This window comes from Kitasatospora sp. NPDC036934 (genome assembly GCF_055608425.1).
In genome coordinates, this window is sequence record NZ_JBVJQR010000022.1 from 21,376 (window position 1) to 42,173 (window position 20,798).

Consider the following 20,798-nt stretch of genomic DNA (forward strand, 5'->3'; position numbering starts at 1 on the left):
GGCTGTGTCAGGATGATCGCTCCGGTCGTCGGCCGACCGCCGGAGCCATCACCCGTTCGATGGAGCATCCGTTCGATGGAGCGCCCGTGACGACCCGCTCGACCGCGCCGGAGAGCGCGCCGCCCACCCCGCGCCTGCTCGGCGTTGAACTGCTGATCGTCCTCGGACTGTCGCTCGGGGCCAGCGGGATCAGCGCGGTGATCAGCTTCGCGGGCTCGCTCACCGAACCGATCCACCTCGGGCAGCAGGTCGCCACGCTGAACGGCTCGCGCGCGCCCGGGCGGCCCTGGCTGGACCTGGTGTGGCAGCTCTACTCCATCGCGCGCGGGCTGATGCCGGTGGTGCTGGTCGGCTACCTGCTGGTGCGCGAGGGCGCCTCGCTGCGGGTGCTGGGCTTCGACCTGCGCCAGAAACTGCGCGACCTCGGCCGGGGCGCGGGCGTCGCGGCGGCGATCGGCGGCTCCGGGCTGGTGTTGTACCTGGCCTCGCAGGCCGCCGGGTACAACCTGACGGTGGCGCCCTCGGGACTGCCGGACGTCTGGTGGCGGGTGCCGGTGCTGGTGCTGTCGGCCTGGCAGAACGCGATCCTGGAGGAGGTCGTCGTCCTCGGCTACCTGCTGCGCCGGCTGGCGCAGCGCGGGTGGTCCTGGCCCGCGGTGGTGGCGGCCAGCTCGGTGCTGCGCGGCTCGTACCACCTGTACCAGGGAGTCGGCGGGCTGGTCGGCAACATGGTGATGGGGGCGGTGTTCTGCCTGCTGTACCGGCGCTGGGGGCGGGTGATGCCGCTGGTGGCGGCGCACGCGCTGATCGACACGGTGGCCTTCGTCGGGTACGCGCTGCTCGCCGGGCACGTCAGCTGGCTGCCGACCCCCTGAGCGGTCCGCCGGCCGGCAGCGCGTGGGCGCGCGGCGGGCGGATGAGCAGCCGGTCGACGTGCCGGCGCTCCAGACCCTGACCGGGGTCGATCGGCAGCAGCAGGCGGTCGCGGCGCCAGAGCGAGCGGCGGACCAGTCGGGACGGGATGACGTCGTCCACCCAGGCGAACGGCCGTCCCTCGGCGTAGCGCAGCAGCGGCGCCCACTTGCGGGCGGAGAACAGCTCCATGAGCGGGACGCGCGGGTCGCCGGGCTGGGGGACGTAGCCGGTGAAGCGGACGAAGGGGAGCGGGTCCAGGCCGATCGCCGGGGCGATGTGGTCGTTGGCGTGCTCCTCCCAGGTGGTGGCCCAGACCAGTTCGTAGGTGCCGGCCAGTTCGCGCAGCCAGGCGCCGTGCTTGGCGGCGAGCAGGACGGCGTAGCCCAGCAGGGTGTGGGAGTCGAACCCGGCGTCCGGATGCGGACAGACCGGGTTCAGCACCCCGTCGACGTCCAGGAACAGCAGTGGCTTCGGCACCGGTGGGCCCCCCAAGTGGATGGTGTTTCCTACCTGGTCGGACGAACCACCCGTACCCCTGGTTGCTCTTAGGCGGGCGCACGCGGGGCGCACAGGGCGCTCACGGCGCGGGCGCGGGCTCGCTCGCGGGCACCGGTGCGTCCGGGGTGCTCCGACGGGGAGCGCGGCGGGACAGCCGGCGGACCTGCGGGTCGATCAGCACGGCGGCGCTGAGCAGCAGGCACAGCGCGGCGCAGGCCCAGAGCGCGCCGGACAGGCCGAGCGCGGCGGCCACCGGGCCGGCCAGCGCGGTGCCGACCGGGGCCAGCGAGTAGGAGCCGAGCTCGTCGTACGCGGAGACCCGGGAGAACATCTCCTCCGGGATCTCCTGCTGGAGCACGACCATCCAGTTGACGCCGAAGACGGTCACCCCGACGCCGGACAGGAACATCGCGGCGACCAGTGCCGGCAGCGGTGCGCCGGCGGCCAGGGCCAGGGCGGGCGCGCCGAACAGGAACACGCCCCAGTTGCCGACCAGCAGGATCCGGCGGGGGCGCCAGCGGGCCATCAGCAGACCGGTGACCACCAGGCCGACGCCGTAGGCGGACATCGCCAGGCCCCAGGCGCCCGCGCCGCCCAGGCGTTGCTCGGCCACCGTCGGCCCGTACACCGACTCGACCGTGTTGATGCAGGCCACCACCACGGCGAACTGCAGCACGATCACCCAGAGCCAGCGGCGGGAGGCGAACTCCTGCCAGCCCTCCCGCAGGTCGCGCAGCATGCCGCCGCCCGTGGGCGCGGGGGCGGACTCGGCCTCCAGGAGGAACCGCAGGCCGGCGGCGGCCAGGAAGCAGAGGGCGTCCAGGCCGAGCACCCAGCCGGGGCCGGCCGCGGCGGTGAGCGCCCCGCCGAGGGCGGCGCCGCCGATCTGGGCGGCGTTCTGGCCCATCCGGAAGACCGAGAAGGCCCGGGCGGCGTGGTCCCGGGGGACGGCCTGCATGATCATGCCCCCGGCGGCGGGGGAGTAGAGCGCGTAGCCGGCGCCGCCGGCGGCGGAGAGCACCAGCAACTGCCACAGCCGGACGTTCCCGGCCAGGACCAGGGCGGCCAGGACGGCCTGGGAGACGCCGCTGAACAGGTTGGCGGCGACCATGACGTGGTGGCGCGGCAGCCGGTCGGCGAGGGTGCCTCCGACCACCACCAGCAGCACGGTGGGGACCAGCCGGGCGGCGGTGACGTAGCCGATCTCAGCGGCGCCGCCGCCGTTGCCGAGAACGGCGAAGGCGGTGGCGACGGGGGCGCCGGCGTTGCCGAGGCCGCTGATCACGGTGGCGGCGGTCTGGATCCGGAAGTTGCGGCTCGCCCAGGACAGGCGGCGGGGGCGCGGCGGGGGTGGGGTGGGCACCCGGGTGACTATGGCCGGAGTCCGTACAGGTGTCCATCCGGTTTCGGCCCCTGTCCGGTGCGTCAGCCGAGGTGGCCCCAGAGGAAAGTGAGGGTGCGCCGCCAGGCGATCCGGGCCTGCAGGGGGTCGTGGGTGCCGAGCGGGTTCTCGTCGTTCATGAAGGCGTGCCCGGCCGGGTAGAAGTGGATCTCGGGGCGGATGTCGGTGGCCTCGCCGATCCGGATCGCGGCCTCGTCCACGGCGGCCATCGGGATGGAGCCGTCGAGTTCGCCGAAGTGGCCCAGGACGTGGGCGGTCAGGCCGCGGTAGTCGAAGTCCGGGTCCGGCGGGAGGCCGTAGAACGGGACCGCGGCGGCCACCCGGTCGCCGGCCCGGGCAGCCAGCACCAGGGCGAAGCCGCCGCCCATGCAGAAGCCGACCACGCCGACCGCGTCGCCGACCACGTCGTCCAGCGAGAGCAGGAAGTCGACGGCGCCGGAGAGGTCCTCGACGGCCCGCTCGACCGGCAGTTCGCGCTTGAGCCGGGCCGCCTCGGCGCGGTCGTGGGTGGTGGCGCCGCCGAACAGGTCGGGGGCGAGGACGGTGAACCCCTCGGTGGCGAAGCGGTCGGCCATGTCCGCGACGTGCGAAGTGAGCCCCCACCACTCCTGCACCACCACCAGGCCCGGCCCGACCCCCTGCGGAGGACGGGCCAGGTACCCGTGCGCGGTGCGGCCGTTGCTCGGGAAGGTGACGTTCTGCCGGGAGCCGCCCTGGTCAGGCATGGCTTCCTCTCGGTGGGTCGGGCCGCGTGCGGCGAGGGGACGGGAGGGCGTGGACGGTCAGCCCATCTCTTCCAGGGCGCGGCCCTTGGTCTCCTTGATGCAGAAGGCCACGAACGGGATCGAGAGCAGCGCGAAGGCCGCGTAGATGACGTACGTCGCGGAGAGGTTCCAGTCGGCGAGGTCCGGGAAGCTGACGGTGATCGCCCAGTTGGCGATCCACTGGGCCGAGGCGGCGACCGACAGGGCCAGCGCGCGGATCCGGTTGGGGAACATCTCGCCGAGCAGCACCCAGACCACCACGCCCCAGGAGAAGGCGAAGCAGAGCACGAACACGTGCGCGGCGACCAGGGCGACGGTGGCGTGGGTGTTGTCCAGGGTGGCGGTGTCGCCGGTGCCGTGCCGGTAGGAGAACGCCCAGGCGGCGGTGGACAGGGCGAGGGCCATGCCGACGGAGCCGGCCAGGGCCAGCGGCTTGCGGCCGATCCGGTCCACCAGGACCATCGCGATCACCGTGCCGATCACGTTGATGATCGAGGTGGAGAGGCTGATCAGCAGCGAGTTGGACTCGTTGATGCCGACCGACTGCCACAGGAGGGAGGAGTAGTAGAAGATCACGTTGATGCCGACGAACTGCTGGAACACCGAGGCGCCGATGCCGACCCAGACGATCGGCAGCAGGCCGAAGCGGCCGCCGAGCAGGTCCCTGAGCCGGGGCTTGTGGGTGGACGCCAGCACCGCGCGGATCTCGGCGACCCGGGCGTCCAGGTCGACGTCCTCGCCCTCGACCTCGGCCAGCACCTTGCGGGCCTGGGCCTCGCGGTGGTCGGCGATCAGGTAGCGGGGCGACTCCGGGATGGCCAGCGCCATCAGGCCGTACACCAGGGCCGGGATGGCCTCGACGCCGAGCATCCACTGCCAGGCCTGGATACCGCCCAGGTGGCCGGTTGACTCGCCGCCGGCGGCCTGGTTGAGCGCCCAGTTGGCGAGTTGGGAGACGGTGATGCCGAGCACGATCGCCATCTGCTGGAAGGACGCCAGCCGGCCCCGATAGGCGGTCGGGGCGACCTCGGCGATGTAGGTGGGGGCGATCACCGAGGCGATGCCGATAGCGATGCCGCCGACCACGCGCCAGGAGGCGAGCGCCTCGATGTTCGGCGGGAACATCGAGCCGATGCCGCTGGCCGCGAACAGCACGGCGGCCAGCAGCATCGTGCGCACCCGGCCGAAGTGGTCGGCCAGCCGGCCGGCGATCACCGCGCCGACGGCCGAGCCCAGTAGCGCGATGGCCACCACGAAGGCGGTGGTGCCGTGGCCCACCGCGAAGTGCTTCTGGATGCCCGTGACCGCGCCGTTGATCACGGCGCTGTCGTAGCCGAACAGGAAGCCGCCCATCGCGGCGGCCGCCGAAATGAAGATCACGTGCCCGAGGTGGGCCTCGCCGGACGCCCGTTGCTGGTGGACTGTGGACACGTGCGCTCCCCGGGGTGGACGGGCCCGCTCTGACGGCTGGGCAGGACTCGTCTCACATTCGAGCAGCGCGGCGGCCGACCTGCCCGAGTTCAGGGCCGATCGGGTGAAACAGGGTCAGTCGGTGGTGCGGATGGTGCTCGTGCGCCGCTCGTGGCGCCGCAGCAGCTGGGCGCGGGCGGCGGCGTCCTGGTCGCGGCGCAGGGCGGGGGCGTCCGCCCGGGCGGCGAGTCGGTCGGCGATCGCGTGCTGCGCCGCGGCCGGCTTCTTGTCGTCGTACTTGAACTTGGCGCGCACCTCGCGGACCGTCAGCCGCAGCCCGCGCAGACCGGGCAGCAGCCGGGCGAACTCGCCCTCGCCGGGGACCACCCGGACCTGCGGGGTCTCCGGCTGGAAGTGTGCCAGCTGGCGGTTGAGGATCTCCGCCTTGCCCGCGGCGGACTCGACCAGCTCGGCGGTGCAGTGGAAGTGGACCGAGGCGTAGTAGCTGGTGGGCGTGCCGGGCTCACCGCGCCAGTGGCCGGGGGCGAAGGCGTAGTCGTCGGTGACCGCCAGGGTGACGTTCGGGTCGGACCGGACGGCGGCCAGCAGCGGGTTGGGTGCGGCGAGGTGGAGCAGGATCTCGCCGCGCCCGGCGTCCAGCAGGAAGTGCGTCGGGACGAGCACCGGGCCGTCGCCGGGGCGGCCGTTGGCGGCGAGCAGGCCGAAGTCGCGGCCCTCGGCCAGCCAGGCCTGCCACTCCTGCTCGTCGCCGCGGTCCCAGGACCTGATCAGCATCTGGGGCCCTCCTCAGCGGGGGAACGCGCGCATGTGCGCGGGCAGCGGGATCGTCGGGTCGTACGGCTCGGGGGTGCCGAACACGGTGCTGACCGGGACGATGCCGGACCAGTGCGGCAGGTCGGCGTCGGCCGGGTCGTCGTTGGCGCCGTCCTCGCGGGTCTTGGCCGAGACCTCGTCCAGCTCCAGCCGGATCACGGCGGTGGCGGCGAGCTCCTTGGGGTTGGCCGGGCGGACCTCGCCGGAGCGGCCGGGGACGACCTGGTCGACCAGGGCGGCCAGCGCGACGTCCAGTTCCTCGGGGTCGGTGACCTGGTACGCGGTGCCGTGGGCGACCACCGAGCGGAAGTTCACCGAGTGGTTGAAGGCGGACTTGGTCAGCACCAGGGCGTCGACGTGGGTGACGGTGACGCAGACCTTCAGGCCCTGCTCGTCGGTGGCGGCGCGCAGCGGGCGGCTGCCGGTGGAGCCGTGCAGGTAGAGCCGGCTGCCGACCCGGGCGTAGATCGTCGGCAGGACGACCGGGGCGCCGTCGGCGACGAAGCCGAGATGGCAGAGGTAGGTCCCGTCGAGGATGGCGTGGATCGCCTCCCGCTCCCAGGTGGCGCGGTCCTTGTAGCGGGTGGGGGTGGTGCGGGGGGTGCGGGCGTAGCTGGCGGCCGCCTCGGGCCGGGATCCGGAGGGGGCGTCCCGGTGGGCGTCCGGATGGGCTTCCGGGTGGGCTTCCGGTGTGGTCGACATGACAACCTCTATGTACTAGTGCATAATCAGCTTTGTGCTAGGAGACTATCCGCTGAAAGGGCGACGCGCCAGCGAAATCGCGGCCCACATCGAACAGGGCGTGAGCAGCGGGCGGCTCGCACCCGGAGCCGCGCTGCCCCCGCTGCGCGAACTCGCGACGGAACTCGGCGTCAACCCCAACACGGTGGCCGCCGCCTACCGGCTGCTGCGCGACCGCGGCGTGATCGAGACGGCCGGGCGAAAGGGCAGCCGGATCCTCCCCAGGCCCGCGCTCACCCCGCGCGACCAGATCCGCATCCCCGTCCCCGCCCGGGCCCGCGATCTGTCCAGCGGCAACCCCGACCCGGCGCTGCTGCCCGACCTCGTCCCGGCCCTGACGGCCGCCGCCGAGGCCGCCCGGGCCGAACCCGTGCTCTACGGGCACCCGCGCACCGACCCCGGCCTGCTCCGACTCGCCCGCGCCTCCTTCGAGGCCGACGGACTGCCCGGCGGCCCGATCGCCGTCGCCTCCGGCGCGCTGGACGCCGTCGAGCGCACCCTCGGGGCCTGGCTGCGCCCCGGCGACCCGGTGGCCGTCGAGGACCCGGGCTGGGGCAGCCTGCTCGACCTGCTGCCCGCGATGGGCCTGCGGCCCCTGCCGGTCCGTCTGGACGACGAGGGACTGCTGCCGGACTCGCTGGCCGCGGCGCTGGCCCAGGGCGCCCGCGCGGTCGTGGCGACCAGCCGCGCGCAGAACCCGACCGGCGCGGCGGTCGGCGAGGCCCGGGCGGCGGAGCTGCGGGCGGTGCTGGCCGAGCACCCCGGAGTGCTGCTGATCGAGGACGACCACGGGCACGGCATGGTCGACCAGCCGTACCGGCCCCTGGTCGGGGCCGGCTCACGGCACTGGGCGGTGGTGCGCTCGGCGGCCAAGGCCTACGGGCCGGACCTGCGGGTGGCGGTGATGGTCGGCGACGAGGAGACGGTCGGCCGGGTCGCCGGGCGGCTGCGGCTCGGCGCGGGCTGGGTCAGCCACCTGCTGCAGCGCACCGTCGCCGAACTCTGGCGGGCCGACGCGGCGCCGGCCGCGAGCGTGGCCGCCGCCTACCGGGAGCGCCGGGAGACGCTGCTGACGGAGCTGGCGGCGCGCGGCATCGAGGCGCACGGGGCGAGCGGGCTGAACGTCTGGGTGCCGGTGCCGGACGAGACCTCGGCGCTGGCGGCGCTGGTGCAGCGCGGCTGGGTGGCGGCGCCCGGGGCGCGGTTCCGGATCCAGTCGCCGCCCGGGCTGCGGTTCACCGTCGCGTGCCTCGACCCGGCGGGCGCAACGGAACTGGCCGACGACCTGGCGGCGGTCCTGGGAACGGGCGGTGCCGACACCAGGCTGGTCTGAACCCGTCGGTAACAAAGCGGGAAACCTGCTGCACGTACCTAGCGGTGACCGGCACGGCCATGTCATCTTCCTTGCGCCACCGGCCGGCGGCCTTCCCTCACCTACGCGTCTTCCCGTCCCCATACCGCGGGGAGACCGAGCCGCAGGAGTTCCGCCGTGCCCGAAAACGGTTCGAGCATCACCCGCAGCACCCCTCGACTCGGCCGACGGCTGCTCACCGCAGCCGCCGCCCTGCCGCTGACCCTGGCCGGACTGGCCCTCGCCGCCCCCGCCTCGGCGGCCCCGGCCACCGCACCCAGCGGGCCGACCGCCAGCGTCACCCTCGGCGACAGCTACATCTCCGGCGAGGCAGGCCGCTGGAAGGGCAACTCGGCCGACTCCAGCGGGAGCCGGAGCGGCACCGACCGGGCCTGGAACGGCAGTTCGTACGACCCCTCGGTGGTCTACGGCCCGACGGCGGCGAGCGGGTGCGACCGCTCCGACGTCGCCGAGGTGCTCGGCGCCCAGGGCGTCGCGCAGAAGCAGATCAACCTGGCCTGCTCGGGTGCCGTCACCGGCAACATCTTCCGCGCCTCCAACGGCGGGCAGTCCCTCAAGGGCGAGGCCCCGCAGGCAGACCAACTCGCCACCGTGGCTGCCCAGAACAACGTCAAGCTGATCACGCTGTCGATCGGCGGCAACGACCTCGGCTTCTCCAGCGTGATCTCCAACTGCGTCCAGGACTACCTGGTCTGGTACTCCTACTGCCACAACTCGCAGCAGTCGGCGATCGACTCGAAGATGCCTGCCGCGATGGCCGGGGTCGGCAAGGCGATCGACGAGATCCGGGCCGCCATGGCCAACGCGGGCTACGCGTCGTCCGACTACCGGCTGGTGCTGCAGTCGTACCCCTCGCCGATCCCGCGCAGCGCCGAGATGCGCTACCCGGAGAGCGGCTGGAGCCGCTCGGACACCGGCGGCTGCCCGTTCTGGGACGGCGACGCGGACTGGGCGCGCGACTCGATGGTGCCGGAGATCTCCAAGGCGCTGGCCGGAGTCGCGGCGTCCAAGGGGGCGCAGTTCCTGGACCTCTCCAACATGCTGCAGGGCCGCGAGGTGTGCTCCACCTCCGCGCAGCAGCCGACCGCGGGCTCCGGCCCGTCCGCGACCACCAGTGAGTGGGCGCGCTTCCTGGACGGCGGGCTCAACACCACCCAGGGCGTGCTGCAGGAGTCGATGCACCCCAACTACTACGGGCAGCAGGCGCTCGGTGCGTGCCTGAGCCAGCTGTGGGCGCGGCCGACGGGCAACTTCGCGTGCAACAACACGGCCGGGCGGGACGCGAGCGGGATGTACCTGACGGCGGAGTGAGACGGACGTGCCGCCGCCCCTCCGCCCGGGCGAGGGGCGGCGGGGCGGTTCGGGGCGGGCTTCGGGCTGGGGGTCGGCCCTCGGGTCAGCCCTTGGCGAGCAGGGACTGGGCGTGGGCCCGCACCTGATCTTTCGTCAGATAGGCGTCGGTGTACTCGAAGTCCTGCAGTCGGGCGGGCTGGCGGGCCAGGAAGCCGGTGCGGACGAAGTCGTCCCCGGCGGTCGCGTTGAGCAGCCAGTTCGCGCCCACCCGGAACTTCGCCACATTGGTGCGCATCGCCATCAGGTGGTAGCCGCGGGCCACCAACTGGGCCGGCACGCCGCGCAGTTCGACGCCGACCGGCTTGGACACCGCGTCCTTGCCGCCGAGGTCGACCACCAGGCCCAAGTCCTTGTGGTAGTAGGGCTCCAGGGGCTGGTTGCGGAGCGAGGCGATCACGTTGTCGGCCACCGCGCGGCCCTGGCGGGCCGAGTGCTGGGCGGTCGGCGGGCAGACCGCGCCGTCGCCCTTGGCCAGGTCGGGGACGGCGGCCGCGTCACCGAGCGCGAACACGCCCTCGAACTGCGGCACCCGCATCTCGGCCGTCACCACCAGCCGGCCGCGGACCGTCTCCGCGTCCAGGGTGCCGATCAACGGGCTCGCGGCCACGCCGGCGGTCCAGATCAGGGTGCGGCAGGGGAGCACCCGGCCGTCGGTGAACTTGACCGACTCGGCGCCGACTTCGGCCACCGAGACGCCCAGCGACACGTCGATGCCGCGGTCGCGCAGCACCTCCAGGGCGGCCGTGCCGAGTGCGTCGCCGAGCTCGGGCATCAGCTTGGGGGCGATGTCGATCAGGTGCCACTTGATCTGGCGGGCGTCCAGCCGGGGGTAGCGGCGGGCGGCGGCGGTGGTCAGGCGCTGCAGGCAGGCGGCCGTCTCGGTGCCCGCGTAGCCGCCGCCCACGACCACGAACTGCAGCCGGGACTCGCGCTCGCGCTGGTCCAAGGTGGCCGAGGCGAGGTCGAGTTGGGCGATCACGTGGTCGCGGACGTAGGCCGCCTCGGCAAGCGTCTTCATGCCGCGGGCGTAGTCGGTGAGCCCGGGGATGTCGAAGGTGCGGGTGACGCTGCCGGGGGCGAGCACCAGGACGTCGTACTTCTGCGCGACCACCTCGTCGGTGATCTTGCGGACGACACACACCCGGGAGGCCGGGTCCACACCGATGGCGCCGCCCGGGACGATGTGGGTGCGGCGCAGGCTCCGGCGCAGCGAGACCGCGACGGACTGGGGGGTGAGGACGCCGGCGGCGACGTGCGGGAGGAGGGGGAGGTAGAGCTGGTAGCTGAACGGTGTGACCAGCGTGATCTCGGCCTCCGACGGCGAGAGCTTGCGTTCGAGGCGGCGGGCGCACTCCAGGCCTGCGAAGCCGCCGCCCACGATCAGGATCCGAGGTCGTTCCATCGCTCATCCCTTTGCCGTACAGGTCGTACCGGAAGGCCCCCATTACTGTCCGCCACACTCGCACGGAGCAGCGGGGGCTGCCACCGGGGTGGGGCGGAGGGGGGAGGCGGGGAAAGGGGGACGGGTGGGTCGTGGGGCGGGGACGTACGGAGGGGGACGGGCACCGATAGGCTGTCGGGCGTGCTCCCCGAGGTGACGGCGGTCCGGTATGTGACGCCACTGCGAGAAGGCGGCTCGATGCCGGGCCTGGTCGAGGCCGACGACCGGCGGCTGTACGCGCTGAAATGGGTCGGCGCGGCGCAGGGCCGCAAGGCCCTGGTGGCGGAGGTGCTGGCCGGGGAACTGGGCCGGCGGCTCGGGCTGCCGGTGCCGGAGCTGGTGACCGTCGACCTGGATCCGGTGCTCGCGCGCAGCGAGCCGGACCACCAGGTGCAGGACCAGATGCGGGCCAGCGGCGGGACCAACCTCGGGATGGCCTTCGTCAGCGGCGCGCTCAACTTCGACCCGCTCTGCTTCGACGTGGACCCCGAACTGGCCGGGCAGGTGCTCTGGTTCGACGCGCTGATCGGCAACGTCGACCGGTCCTGGCGCAACCCCAACCTGCTGGTGGCCACCGGCGGGCTGCGGCTGATCGACCACGGCGCGAGCCTGATCTTCCACCACAACTGGGCCGGCGCCGCCGCCTGGGTGCGCCGCCCGTACGACGCGTCCGACCATGCGCTGCTGCGGGCCCGGCCGGATCTGGCGGCGGCGGACAAGGAGCTCGCGCCGCTCGCGGAGGCGGCGGTCGAGGCGGCGGTGGCGCAGATCCCCGAGGTGTGGCTGATGGACGAGTTCGGCTTCGACTCGCCCGAGGACGTGCGCGCCGCGTACCGCTCCCAGCTGACCGAGCGACTGGCCGGTCCGCGTGACTGGCTGCCGGAGGTGCCCGCATGACCGAGCCGCTGTCGGCCGCGCTGCCGGCCGTCGTGGAGCTGCACGACTACGAGTACGCCGTGATCCGGGCGGTGCCGCGGGTGGAGCGGGGTGAGTGCGTGAACGTCGGGGTGCTGCTGTACTGCCGGCAGAACGCGCACCTGGCCGCGCGCACCCACCTGGACCAGGCCCGGCTGCTGGCGCTGGACCCGGTGGCGGACGTGCAGGGGGTGCGGCGGGCGCTGCAGGGGATCGAGGCGGTCTGCCTGGGTGGCCCGGCCGCCGGTCCGGCCGCTTCGGACAGCCCCGGGCAGCGGTTCCGCTGGCTGACCGCGCCGCGCAGCGCGATCGTCCAGCCGGGGCCGGTGCACACCGGGTTGACCGCGGACCCGGAGGCGGAGCTGCGGCGGCTGTTCGATCAGCTGGTGCTCTGACCTTCCCCCGATCGACGGACGTGTGAGGCGACTCGCCGACGGTTGCCGTGGTCAAAGCTTGAGTTACTGAAGCACTCGGCCGTACGCTGACCCCATGGGTTCGACCTCGACGACGACCGTACCGACCAACGCCGAGCTGATGGAGGCGTTGGCCGCCGTCGGCGCCGCGTACTTCCAGGACTTCGCGGCGGCCGCGGCCCGGCACGGGCTGTCCTCCTCCCAGGCCAAGGCGCTGGGCTCGGTGCAGGAACCGGTGCCGATGCGGGCACTGGCCGGGCGCCTGGGCTGCGACGCGTCGAACGTGACCGGGATCGTGGACCGGCTGGAGACGCTGGGCCTCGCCAACCGGGAGGCTGCCGCCGGCGACCGGCGGGTGAAGATCGTGGTGATCACGGACGAGGGCCGGGAGATCCTCAACCGCATCCGCGGCGAGATGGCCCGCACCCACCAGGCCTTCGAGGCGATGACCGACGAGCAGCGGATCGCCCTGCACTCGATCTGCGGGCAGGTCCTCCCGGTGCTGGCCGGCCGGACGGGCGTCGCGCAGCAGTAGCGGCCGCCCGGCCGGTGCGCTCACGGGCGCATCGGCGGGCCGTGAGCGCATGGCGGGCCGTGGGCGCATCGGTGGTTGCGCTCGTGGGTGCATCGGCGGGCCGTGGGCGCATCGGTGGGGCTGCGGCGGATCGGCGGCTGTGGGGATCGGCGGGCGGGAGTCGGGCGACCCCATCCGCCGACGTTCGGCGTGACCTCGGCTGTTAGGCTTGCGAAGCGTGAGCGCGAAGCCCCAGATCCCCAATGTCCTGGCCTCCCGGTACGCCTCGGCGACCCTGGCCCAGCTGTGGTCCCCCGAGCACAAGGTGGTCCTCGAGCGCCACCTGTGGCTCGCCGTCCTGAAGGCCCAGCAGGACCTCGGTGTCGAGGTGCCGGCGAACGCCGTCGCCGACTACGAGCGGGTGATCGACCAGGTCGACCTCGGCTCGATCGCCGCCCGTGAGCGGATCACCCGCCACGATGTGAAGGCCCGGATCGAGGAGTTCAGCGAGCTCGCCGGGCACGAGCAGATCCACAAGGGGATGACCTCCCGGGACCTGACCGAGAACGTCGAGCAGCTGCAGATCCGCCAGTCGCTGGAGCACGTCCGGGACCGTACGGTCGCCGTGCTCGTGCGCCTGGCCGACCTGGCCGCGCAGCACTCCGAGCTGGTCATGGCCGGCCGCTCGCACAACGTGGCCGCGCAGGCCACCACCCTGGGCAAGCGTTTCGCGTCGATCGCCGACGAGCTGCTGGTCGCCTTCCGGCGGCTGGAGGAGCTGATCGCCCGCTACCCGCTGCGCGGGATCAAGGGCCCGGTCGGCACCGCCCAGGACATGTTGGACCTGCTCGGCGGCGACACCGAGAAGCTGGCCGAGCTGGAGCGCCGGGTCGCCGGCCACCTCGGCTTCGAGAACGTGCTCACCAGCGTCGGCCAGGTCTACCCGCGCTCGCTGGACTTCGAGGTGCTCACCGCCCTCGTCCAGTTGGCCGCCGCGCCGTCCAGCCTGGCCAAGACCATCCGTCTGATGGCCGGCCACGAGCTGGTGACGGAGGGCTTCAAGGAGGGCCAGGTCGGCTCCTCCGCGATGCCGCACAAGATGAACACCCGCTCCTGCGAGCGCGTCAACGGCCTGGCCGTCATCCTGCGCGGCTACGCCTCGATGACCGGCGAGCTGGCCGGCGACCAGTGGAACGAGGGCGACGTCTCCTGCTCCGTGGTGCGCCGGGTCGCGCTGCCGGACGCGTTCTTCGCCTTCGACGGCCTGCTGGAGACCTTCCTCACCGTCCTGGACGAGTTCGGCGCCTTCCCCGCCGTGGTAGAGGCCGAGCTGGACCGCTACCTGCCGTTCCTGGCCACCACCAAGGTGCTGATGGGCGCGGTGCGCGCGGGCGTCGGCCGGGAGACCGGTCACGAGGTCATCAAGGAGCACGCCGTCGCCTCCGCGCTGGCGATGCGCGCGGGCGCCCGGGAGAACGAGCTGCTGGACCGCCTCGCCGCCGATGAGCGGATCCCGCTGGACCGGGCCGCGCTGGACGCGCTGCTGGCCGACCGGCTGTCCTTCACCGGTGCGGCCGCGGCGCAGGTCGCCGAGGTCGTCCGCCAGGTGGAGGCCGTCGCGGCGGCCTACCCGGCGGCGGCCAAGTACGCGCCGGGCGACATCCTCTGACGTAGCGTCAGATCTCTGTCGAGGGCCCCGCCGCCGTTCCGGTGGCGGGGCCCTCGGGCGTCCGGGGGCGGCCCGGGTCGAGCGGCGGGGTGGTGGTGGCGCACGGCCAGTCGCAGTTCGGCTCGGCCAGCGGGTGCGCCTCCTCCGGCGCGAGCACATTGCCCCGGATGGTGGTGAAGGCGATCAGCCCGCCGGCGGTCAGCAGGCCCGCGCAGATCAGCATCGCGGTGTGGAAGGCGGAGTCCACCGAGGACGGCACCCGGTAGGCGTCGCCGCTCAGCCCGGCCAGCGCGGGCAGCGCGGCCACCGCGAGCAGCCCGGCCGCGCGGGCGGCGGCGTTGTTGACGCCGCTGGCGATGCCGGCGTGCCGCACCTCGACCGCGGCCAGCACGGTCGCGGTCAGCGGCGCGACCAGCAGGGTCATCCCGGATCCCATCACCGCCACCGCGGGCAGCACGTCCGCCCAGTAGGAGGAGTCCGGGCCGGTGCGCAGCATCAGCAGCACCCCGGCCGCGCACAGCAGCGGGCCGACGGTGAGCGGGATGCGCGGGCCGATCCGCTTGCCGAGGCGGCCGGCCCGCGCGGACAGGGTCAGCATCAGCACGGTGATCGGCACCAGCGCGAAGCCGGAGACCAGCGGGGAGAAGCCCGAGACGATCTGCAGCTGCACCACCAGCAGGAAGAACACGCCGCTGAACGCCGCGTAGACGCAGAGGGTGACCAGGTTCACGGCGGTGAACAGCCGGGAGGAGAACAGCCCGAGCGGCAGCATCGGATCGGGGGTGCGCCGCTCGACGGCCACGAAGGCGGCGCCCAGCAGCAGGCCGGTCGCCCCGGTGACCCAGACGGCGGGGGACAGGCCCTCCCCGGCGGCGGTGAGCGCGTAGGTGATCGCGCCGAGGGCGAGCGCGGCGAGCAGCGCGCCGGGTACGTCGAAGCGGCCCGTCGCCGACTCGTCCCGGCTCTCCGGGACGTAACGGGAGGTCACCGCGATGACGGCGGCGGCCAGCGGCAGGTTCAGCAGGAAGATCCAGCGCCAGCCGGGGCCGTCCACCAGCCAGCCGCCGAGGAAGGGGCCGACGGCGGCCGACACCCCGCCCAGGCCGGACCACAGGCCCACCGCCGCCGAGCGGTCTTCCGGGTGGAAGACGGCCTGGAGCATGGCGAGCGAGCCCGGGGTGAGCAGCGCCCCGCCGATGCCCTGGACGGCGCGGCCGGCGATCAGCACGTGGATGGTCGGGGCGGCGGCACAGGCCGCGGACGCGGCGGCGAACCAGACCACGCCGATCAGGAAGACCCGGCGCCGGCCGTAGCGGTCGCCGAGGGCGCCGCCGAGCAGGATCAGGCCCGCCAGGGTGAGCAGATAGGCGTTCAGGGTCCATTGCAGCGAGGCGAGGGAGGCGCCGAGGTCGGCGCCGATCCGGGGCAGGGCGACGTTCACCACGGTGCCGTCGAGCATCGCCATGCTGGAGCCGAGCACCGTTGCCAGGAGAACCCAGCGACCCTGCCCGGTGCCCAGGCGCAGAGTGCCTGCTTGAGAGGTGGTCACGGGGCAGATCCTGGTCCGACGGGGTGTACGTGACAAGGGTCACCGGGTGGTGTGTCGGTCGGTGGCGGTGCGTGAGCGAATGGTCGCGTCGCGGTGGGGTGGTCGGCGCAGGGTGGTGGATCAGTGGCGCCGGGTGAATGGATTGTGCACGCACGGTGTGCTGGATCATTCGGAGGGTGACCATGGCGGCGGGGGTGGTTGCGGATTCAAGAGATCGACATTGCTTCACCTGAACGGATGAGTTTTAGTTCAGCGACCGCCCGGCCAGTCCGGACGGATCCACCGGGTGGAACGCCGAGTCCTGCCGCTGCCCGGTGGCTCGAACCGAACTCTGTACGGCAGGAGCGGGGGACCCACAGGTAAGTCGCCGGACCGGAGTTCGCGCCTTTTCAGCGCGCGGACGACCAGGACCGGCTTGGGGTGAAGCCGCGCATGAGCGGCCGGGCAACTCCAGCCCGAACCCGACAGCTCACCTCGCAGGCGTCGGAGAGGAAAATTCCATGCCTGCACAGGCTCGTCGTATCGCCCTGCCCCGTGCCGCCCGCATCGGCATCGCCACCGCCGTCACCGGCGCCTCGTTCGTCCTGCCGCTCGTGACCGCGATGAGCGCCCAGGCGCACACCGCCCCGGCCGCCGCCACCGCTTCGGCGGCCTCGCACGAGGCCGCTCCGGCCGCCTCCGCCACCGGCGCTTCGGTGGCCGGCGCCTCGGCCACCGGTCAGGAGAGCTACCGCGTCGTCAGCGGCGACACCCTCTCGAAGATCGCCGACGCCAAGCACGTCGACGGCGGCTGGCACGCGCTGTACGAGCAGAACCGCTCGGTCGTCGGCGCCAACCCGAACCTGATCTTCCCGGGCCAGCAGCTGGCCCTCGCCGGTCAGGCCGGCCACGCCGGTCAGGCCGCTGACGCTGCGAAGCCCGCCGCTCCGGAGAAGCCCGCCAAGCCGACCGCTCCGGCCACCCAGGACGCCTCCGCCGCCGCGGACACCCAGCCGCAGGTCCGGACCGAGGCCGCCAAGCCGGGTGCCCAGCTGCAGACCCAGGTGCAGACCGCCGCCCCGGCCCAGGCCGTCACGGCCGCCCCGGTCGCCGCCACCTCCGGCTACGTCGCCCCGCTGGCCAACCCGGTGCTGGGCGAGGCCTACGGCGTGGCCGGCTCGATGTGGGCCTCCGGCCACCACACCGGCCAGGACTTCGTCGCCTCCACCGGCACCCCGCTGCGCGCCGTCGCCAACGGTGTCGTGGTGAAGGCCGGCAACGGCGGCGCCTACGGCAACGAGGTCGAGATCAAGCTCGCCGACGGCAAGTACGCCCAGTACGCGCACCTGTCCTCGATCGGCGTGTCGATCGGTCAGACCGTCACCACCGGCCAGCAGCTCGGCCTCTCCGGCGCGACCGGCAATGTGACCGGCCCGCACCTGCACTTCGAGATCCGCACCGGTCCGGAGTACGGCTCGGACATCGACCCGGTCGCCTACCTGCGGGCGCACGGCGTCGCGCTCTGACCCGCCTGCTCCCTGCCGCAGGACTGTGAACCACCGCTGATGCGGGGCGAATCGACCGCCCGGGATGGTCATGTCGGGTGACCGCTCGACCGGGTGATCGCCGCACCAGTGGACCTGGGCGCGGGACACGCCCACGGCCGGTCCGGCCGTACGAGACAGCTCTCGTGCGGCCGGGCCGGCCACCGCCGTTTCCCGGGGCCTCGCGGTGCGTGCGCGAGGTGTCGAACAGGGCGTCAACTCCCGTGATTCCCGGGATGAGCTCCGATTCCGCGAGCCGTTCGGTTTCGGCGGGTCAGTTCCGGTGGACGGGCAGGCCGTGCTCGGCGGCACCGAGCAGCTGGTGCATCCGGTGGCCGAAGTCCTCGGTGTCGTCGGCGGGTTCGGGGAAGACCAGACGGACGTCGCGGTGGCCGTGCGAGTGGTCCAGGCGCAGCACCAGGCCGTGGCGGTCCAGGGCGAGCGGGCGGACGTCCGGCCGGTGGGTGAGCAGGGCCGGGTCGAGCAGGCGGGTGAGCAGATCGAGGGCGTCGGCGTGGTCGTCGGCCAGGTGGGTGAGCAGGGCGGCCTCGTACCGGGCCAGCGGGTCGGGGGCGGCGAGGGTGAGGTCGGCGGCGGTGAGTGCGCTGGTGCCGTACGGGGTGGCGAGGACGGCGTGGGCGACGTCGACGCGCAGGTGGACGCTGAGGCCGTCGTCGGCGAGGTGGGCCAGGTGCAGTCGGCCGGCCAGGGTGAGCCGGGCGCGGATCCGGGCGCGGACGGCGACGGGGGAGACGTCGGTGACGTCGAGCACGACGGCCAGGCCGTCGGTGGCGCCGGCGGCGGCCGCGGTGAGCGGGGCGTCCAGTGGGGCGCGCAGGCGCAGCCGGGAGCCGTGGACGGAGACCGGGGTGTCCAGGTCGTGGTGCTCGCCGAGGGCGCGGACGGTGAGCGAGGAGGTCGCGCTGAGCAGGCTGTGGACCCGGTCGGCGGTGGTGGGCTCGGGCACCTGGGCGTCGCAGGTGGGCAGGCTCATGGACGGACCTCCTGTTAGTTAGGTAAGGCTAACCTAATCTTCGCGGAGGGTGGTGGCAAGTGCGACGGGGCCCGGACGCGTGACGGCGTCCGGGCCCCGGGGGCGGCGGTGGCGGCGGGTCAGCCGACGACGGCCTGGGCGTCGATCTCCACCAGCATCGGCTCCTGCGGCAGTTCGACGAAGACCGTGGTGCGGCAGGGCTTCACCCCGCCCGGCCTGATGTTCTCGTCGATGAACTCGGCGTAGACCTCGTTCATCAGTGGAAAGTCGGCCCGCTTGGTGAGGTAGACACGGAACATCACCACGTCCTCGATGGTGGCGCCGCCGGCCTCGACGATGGCCTTGACGTTCTCCAGCGTGCGGCGGGTCTGGGCCTTCACGTCGCCGTGGTGGAGGTACTCGCCGGTGGCCGGGTCCTGCGGGCCCTGGCCGGAGACCTGGAGGATCGGGCCCTTGCGGACGCCCTGGGAGAACATCCAGGCGGGGGCCGGGGCGCCGTCGGTGCGGATCTCGATCTTGTCGGAGTCCATGGGGTTCCTTACGTGCGGTGGGTGCGGCAGTGAGTGGCGGGCCGTCAGTTGTGCTGGGGGCGGCCGCAGTCGGCCGAAATGGCGCGGGCGGTGGCGAGCAGCTGGGGGAGGAGGTCCAGCACCTGCTCGTACGGGAGGACGACGTCCGGGACGGAGATCGACGCTGCGGCGACGACCCGACCGCTGGCGTCCCGGATCGGGGCGGCCACGCAGTTGATGAAGGCCTCGTGCTCGGCGTGGTCCTGCGCCCAGCCCAGGGCGGCGACCTTCTCCAGCTCGGCGAGCAGCGCCTCGGGCGTGGTGAGGGTGCGTTCGGTGTGCGGGGTGAAGTCGACCCCGGCCACCACCCGGCGGCGCTCGGGCAGCGGGAGGTCGGCCAGCAGCACCTTGGAGACGGCGGCGCTGTGCAGGGCCGCGCGCAGGCCGATCCGGGAGTACATCCTGACCGGGTGACGGGAGTCGTACTTGTCGATGTAGACCACCTCGCCGCCCTCGTACGCCGCCAGGTGCACGGTCTGGCCGGTGGCGGAGTTCAGCTCGGCGAGGTGCGGGGCGGCGATCCGGCGGAGGCCGCGCTGCTCCAGGGCGAGGCCGGAGAGGGCGAACAGGCCCGCGCCGAGGTGGTAGCGGTAGGCCGCGTCACGGTAGACGAAGCGCTCCTCCTCCAGGCTCTGGAGCAGCCGCAGCACGGTGGTCTTGTGCACGCCGAGGACCTCGGCCAGCTGGTCGAGGGAGCGCTCGCCCTCGCCGAGCTGGGCGAGGATGCGCAGGGCGCGGGTGACGGTCTGGCTCATCGGGCTCGGGCTCCGGTCGGGTGGCTGGGGTCGCTGCTCATTCTGCCCGGGCCGGGGGAGGCGGGCCGGACGCGGGAAGCGGGCGGCGCCGGGGGAGCGGGCAGCGCCGGGGAGGCGATGTCGTCGGCGGTGACCCGGGTGGCGGCCCAGTCGGCGGGGGAGGCGTCGAGCAGGGCGGTCACCACCGGGGTGGGCGGCAGTTCGGCCTGGTCGCCGTGGGCGGTCAGGGCGCAGGCCGCGGCCAGGTGGCCGAGTCTCAGCCGGCGGCGCTGGTCCAGGCCGTGCAGGGTGCCGGCCAGGTAGCCGGCGGCGAAGGCGTCGCCCGCGCCGGTGGCCTCCACCACCTCGACGGCCAGGGCCGGCTCGGCGACGGCCGTACCGTCCCGCTCCAGCGCGGTGACCAGCCGGGCGGCGTCCTTGACCACCACGGTGGCGGGGGACGGGAAGCGGCGGCGCAGGGCGGCCGGCTCGTCGGTGCCGAAGGCGGCCTGGGCCTCGTCGGCGCCGAGCAGCAGCAGGTCGGCGGCGTCCAGCAACGGAGGCAGCACCGCCGGGTCGCGGTCCCGCCAGAGCGCGGGGCGCCAGTTGAGATCGAAGCTGACCAGCCGCCCGGGGCGGCGGTCGGCGAGCAGGGCGCGCAGCAGGGCGAGGCAGTCGTCGGAGAGCGCGGCGGTGATGCCGGACAGGTGGAGCAGCCGGGCGCCCGCCAGCAGTCGGGCGGCGGCCGGGTCGGTGAGCAGGGCGGGGGAGAGCGCGGCCGCCGCGGAGCCGCGCCGGTGGTAGTGCAGTCGGCTGCGGCCGGGGCCGAGGTCGTGCCGGTGGCCGGTGGCGCCGCCGACCTCCTTCAGATACAGGCCGGTCGGGCGGTGCGGGTCGACGGTGACCCCGGAGACGTCCACGCCGCGGGCGGCGACCTCGGCGAGCAGGCGGCGGCCGAAGCCGTCGTCGCCGACCCGGCTGATCCAGGCGGTCGGCACGCCGAGGCCGGCCAACGCCCCGGCCACATTGGACTCCGCGCCGCCGACGGACAGCCGGAAGGTGTCCACGGCCTCCAGCGGTCCCGGGCGGTCGGGCAGCAGGACGGCCATCGACTCGCCCAGGCAGACGGCCGTCGGGGGAGGACAGGGGAGGGTCGGCCCCGGGGTGTCCTGTGGCGGCATCTGCTGG

General features: G+C 73.7%; 20 protein-coding genes and 1 riboswitch. Of the genes, 8 read left to right on the top strand and 12 right to left on the bottom strand.

Features of this window, described 5'->3' with window-relative positions; translation table 11 throughout:
• The first annotated feature begins 59 nt into the window (after window positions 1-59).
• On the top strand, window positions 60-875 hold the full coding sequence (locus ACZ7BZ_RS28575) for a CPBP family intramembrane glutamic endopeptidase (RefSeq protein WP_470360838.1): 816 nt from the start codon (window positions 60-62) through the stop codon (window positions 873-875).
• Here ACZ7BZ_RS28575 and ACZ7BZ_RS28580 read toward each other — a convergent pair.
• The 6 genes from ACZ7BZ_RS28580 to ACZ7BZ_RS28605 form a co-directional block, all read right to left on the bottom strand.
• Entirely contained in the window at window positions 853-1,392 is a 540-nt protein-coding gene (locus ACZ7BZ_RS28580) for an HAD domain-containing protein (RefSeq protein ID WP_470360839.1), read from the bottom strand. The genes ACZ7BZ_RS28575 and ACZ7BZ_RS28580 overlap by 23 nt on opposite strands.
• 100 nt (window positions 1,393-1,492) lie before the next feature.
• Entirely contained in the window at window positions 1,493-2,776 is a 1,284-nt protein-coding gene (locus ACZ7BZ_RS28585; protein ID WP_470360840.1) for an MFS transporter, read from the bottom strand.
• A gap of 62 nt (window positions 2,777-2,838) precedes the next feature.
• The gene (locus ACZ7BZ_RS28590) at window positions 2,839-3,540 is read right to left on the bottom strand and encodes a dienelactone hydrolase family protein (RefSeq protein ID WP_470360841.1); all 702 of its coding nucleotides are present in this window, start codon (window positions 3,538-3,540) and stop codon (window positions 2,839-2,841) included.
• Between the two features lie 57 nt (window positions 3,541-3,597).
• Window positions 3,598-5,010 carry a sugar porter family MFS transporter gene (locus tag ACZ7BZ_RS28595; protein ID WP_470360842.1) on the bottom strand — a complete coding sequence of 471 codons (1,413 nt, stop codon included), beginning with the start codon at window positions 5,008-5,010 and terminating at the stop codon, window positions 3,598-3,600.
• A gap of 114 nt (window positions 5,011-5,124) precedes the next feature.
• Window positions 5,125-5,784: an FMN-binding negative transcriptional regulator gene (locus tag ACZ7BZ_RS28600; RefSeq protein ID WP_470360843.1), complete on the bottom strand. Its 660-nt coding sequence runs from the start codon at window positions 5,782-5,784 to the stop codon at window positions 5,125-5,127.
• 12 nt (window positions 5,785-5,796) lie between these two features.
• The gene (locus ACZ7BZ_RS28605; protein ID WP_470360844.1) at window positions 5,797-6,525 is read right to left on the bottom strand and encodes a pyridoxamine 5'-phosphate oxidase family protein; all 729 of its coding nucleotides are present in this window, start codon (window positions 6,523-6,525) and stop codon (window positions 5,797-5,799) included.
• Between the two features lie 34 nt (window positions 6,526-6,559).
• Between ACZ7BZ_RS28605 and ACZ7BZ_RS28610 the strand changes: the two genes are divergently transcribed.
• Both ACZ7BZ_RS28610 and ACZ7BZ_RS28615 read left to right on the top strand, forming a co-directional pair.
• Window positions 6,560-7,897 (top strand): aminotransferase class I/II-fold pyridoxal phosphate-dependent enzyme, encoded by a 1,338-nt coding sequence (locus ACZ7BZ_RS28610; protein WP_470360845.1) that lies wholly within the window; start codon window positions 6,560-6,562, stop codon window positions 7,895-7,897.
• A gap of 156 nt (window positions 7,898-8,053) precedes the next feature.
• A complete protein-coding gene (locus ACZ7BZ_RS28615; protein ID WP_470360846.1) occupies window positions 8,054-9,247 on the top strand; it encodes a GDSL-type esterase/lipase family protein in 1,194 nt (397 codons plus the stop codon).
• An 85-nt stretch (window positions 9,248-9,332) separates the two neighbouring features.
• Here ACZ7BZ_RS28615 and ACZ7BZ_RS28620 read toward each other — a convergent pair whose 3' ends face one another.
• Window positions 9,333-10,691 (bottom strand): NAD(P)/FAD-dependent oxidoreductase, encoded by a 1,359-nt coding sequence (locus tag ACZ7BZ_RS28620; protein ID WP_380456871.1) that lies wholly within the window; start codon window positions 10,689-10,691, stop codon window positions 9,333-9,335.
• Window positions 10,692-10,871: 180 nt separating this feature from the next.
• On the opposite strand from ACZ7BZ_RS28620, the gene ACZ7BZ_RS28625 reads away from it, so the two are divergent.
• The 4 genes from ACZ7BZ_RS28625 (at window position 10,872) to purB (ending at window position 14,241) form a co-directional block, all read left to right on the top strand.
• A complete protein-coding gene (locus ACZ7BZ_RS28625) occupies window positions 10,872-11,627 on the top strand; it encodes a HipA family kinase (RefSeq protein ID WP_470360847.1) in 756 nt (251 codons plus the stop codon).
• Entirely contained in the window at window positions 11,624-12,040 is a 417-nt protein-coding gene (locus ACZ7BZ_RS28630) for a DUF3037 domain-containing protein (protein ID WP_465748352.1), read from the top strand. Before ACZ7BZ_RS28625 ends, ACZ7BZ_RS28630 begins: the two co-directional genes overlap by 4 nt.
• Before the next feature lie 94 nt (window positions 12,041-12,134).
• A complete protein-coding gene (locus ACZ7BZ_RS28635) occupies window positions 12,135-12,593 on the top strand; it encodes a MarR family winged helix-turn-helix transcriptional regulator (RefSeq protein WP_380456877.1) in 459 nt (152 codons plus the stop codon).
• Between the two features lie 208 nt (window positions 12,594-12,801).
• The gene (purB, locus tag ACZ7BZ_RS28640) at window positions 12,802-14,241 is read left to right on the top strand and encodes an adenylosuccinate lyase (protein ID WP_465748349.1); all 1,440 of its coding nucleotides are present in this window, start codon (window positions 12,802-12,804) and stop codon (window positions 14,239-14,241) included.
• Window positions 14,242-14,248: 7 nt separating this feature from the next.
• On the opposite strand, the gene ACZ7BZ_RS28645 is transcribed toward purB, so the two are convergent.
• Window positions 14,249-15,790: an MFS transporter gene (locus ACZ7BZ_RS28645; RefSeq protein WP_470360848.1), complete on the bottom strand. Its 1,542-nt coding sequence runs from the start codon at window positions 15,788-15,790 to the stop codon at window positions 14,249-14,251.
• A 312-nt stretch (window positions 15,791-16,102) separates the two neighbouring features.
• Window positions 16,103-16,288, top strand: a riboswitch (cyclic di-AMP (ydaO/yuaA leader).
• A gap of 2 nt (window positions 16,289-16,290) precedes the next feature.
• On the opposite strand from ACZ7BZ_RS28645, the gene ACZ7BZ_RS28650 reads away from it, so the two are divergent.
• On the top strand, window positions 16,291-17,295 hold the full coding sequence (locus ACZ7BZ_RS28650; RefSeq protein WP_470360849.1) for a M23 family metallopeptidase: 1,005 nt from the start codon (window positions 16,291-16,293) through the stop codon (window positions 17,293-17,295).
• Between the two features lie 292 nt (window positions 17,296-17,587).
• On the opposite strand, the gene ACZ7BZ_RS28655 is transcribed toward ACZ7BZ_RS28650, so the two are convergent.
• The 4 genes from ACZ7BZ_RS28655 to ACZ7BZ_RS28670 all read right to left on the bottom strand — a co-directional run bounded on the left by ACZ7BZ_RS28655 (window position 17,588) and on the right by ACZ7BZ_RS28670 (window position 20,791).
• On the bottom strand, window positions 17,588-18,307 hold the full coding sequence (locus ACZ7BZ_RS28655) for a DUF2470 domain-containing protein (RefSeq protein ID WP_470360850.1): 720 nt from the start codon (window positions 18,305-18,307) through the stop codon (window positions 17,588-17,590).
• Window positions 18,308-18,426: 119 nt separating this feature from the next.
• Entirely contained in the window at window positions 18,427-18,837 is a 411-nt protein-coding gene (locus tag ACZ7BZ_RS28660) for a RidA family protein (RefSeq protein WP_470360851.1), read from the bottom strand.
• 44 nt (window positions 18,838-18,881) lie between these two features.
• On the bottom strand, window positions 18,882-19,631 hold the full coding sequence (locus ACZ7BZ_RS28665) for an IclR family transcriptional regulator (protein ID WP_470360852.1): 750 nt from the start codon (window positions 19,629-19,631) through the stop codon (window positions 18,882-18,884).
• Window positions 19,628-20,791, bottom strand: coding sequence for a sugar kinase (locus ACZ7BZ_RS28670; protein WP_470360853.1), 1,164 nt, complete (start codon window positions 20,789-20,791; stop codon window positions 19,628-19,630). The genes ACZ7BZ_RS28665 and ACZ7BZ_RS28670 overlap by 4 nt, the downstream gene beginning before the upstream one ends.
• Window positions 20,792-20,798: the final 7 nt, after the last annotated feature.

Excerpts from the sequence above, each read along its gene's own strand:
- ACZ7BZ_RS28655 (WP_470360850.1), bottom strand. The coding sequence starts at position 18,307 with ATGAGCCTGCCCACCTGCGACGCCCAGGTGCCCGAGCCCACCACCGCC.
- ACZ7BZ_RS28605 (WP_470360844.1), bottom strand. The coding sequence starts at position 6,525 with ATGTCGACCACACCGGAAGCCCACCCGGAAGCCCATCCGGACGCCCAC.
- ACZ7BZ_RS28590 (WP_470360841.1), bottom strand. The coding sequence starts at position 3,540 with ATGCCTGACCAGGGCGGCTCCCGGCAGAACGTCACCTTCCCGAGCAAC.
- ACZ7BZ_RS28665 (WP_470360852.1), bottom strand. The coding sequence starts at position 19,631 with ATGAGCCAGACCGTCACCCGCGCCCTGCGCATCCTCGCCCAGCTCGGC.
- ACZ7BZ_RS28620 (WP_380456871.1), bottom strand. The coding sequence starts at position 10,691 with ATGGAACGACCTCGGATCCTGATCGTGGGCGGCGGCTTCGCAGGCCTG.
- ACZ7BZ_RS28670 (WP_470360853.1), bottom strand. The coding sequence starts at position 20,791 with ATGCCGCCACAGGACACCCCGGGGCCGACCCTCCCCTGTCCTCCCCCG.
- ACZ7BZ_RS28630 (WP_465748352.1), top strand. The coding sequence starts at position 11,624 with ATGACCGAGCCGCTGTCGGCCGCGCTGCCGGCCGTCGTGGAGCTGCAC.
- ACZ7BZ_RS28650 (WP_470360849.1), top strand. The coding sequence starts at position 16,291 with ATGCCTGCACAGGCTCGTCGTATCGCCCTGCCCCGTGCCGCCCGCATC.
- ACZ7BZ_RS28660 (WP_470360851.1), bottom strand. The coding sequence starts at position 18,837 with ATGGACTCCGACAAGATCGAGATCCGCACCGACGGCGCCCCGGCCCCC.
- ACZ7BZ_RS28600 (WP_470360843.1), bottom strand. The coding sequence starts at position 5,784 with ATGCTGATCAGGTCCTGGGACCGCGGCGACGAGCAGGAGTGGCAGGCC.
- ACZ7BZ_RS28635 (WP_380456877.1), top strand. The coding sequence starts at position 12,135 with ATGGGTTCGACCTCGACGACGACCGTACCGACCAACGCCGAGCTGATG.
- ACZ7BZ_RS28575 (WP_470360838.1), top strand. The coding sequence starts at position 60 with ATGGAGCATCCGTTCGATGGAGCGCCCGTGACGACCCGCTCGACCGCG.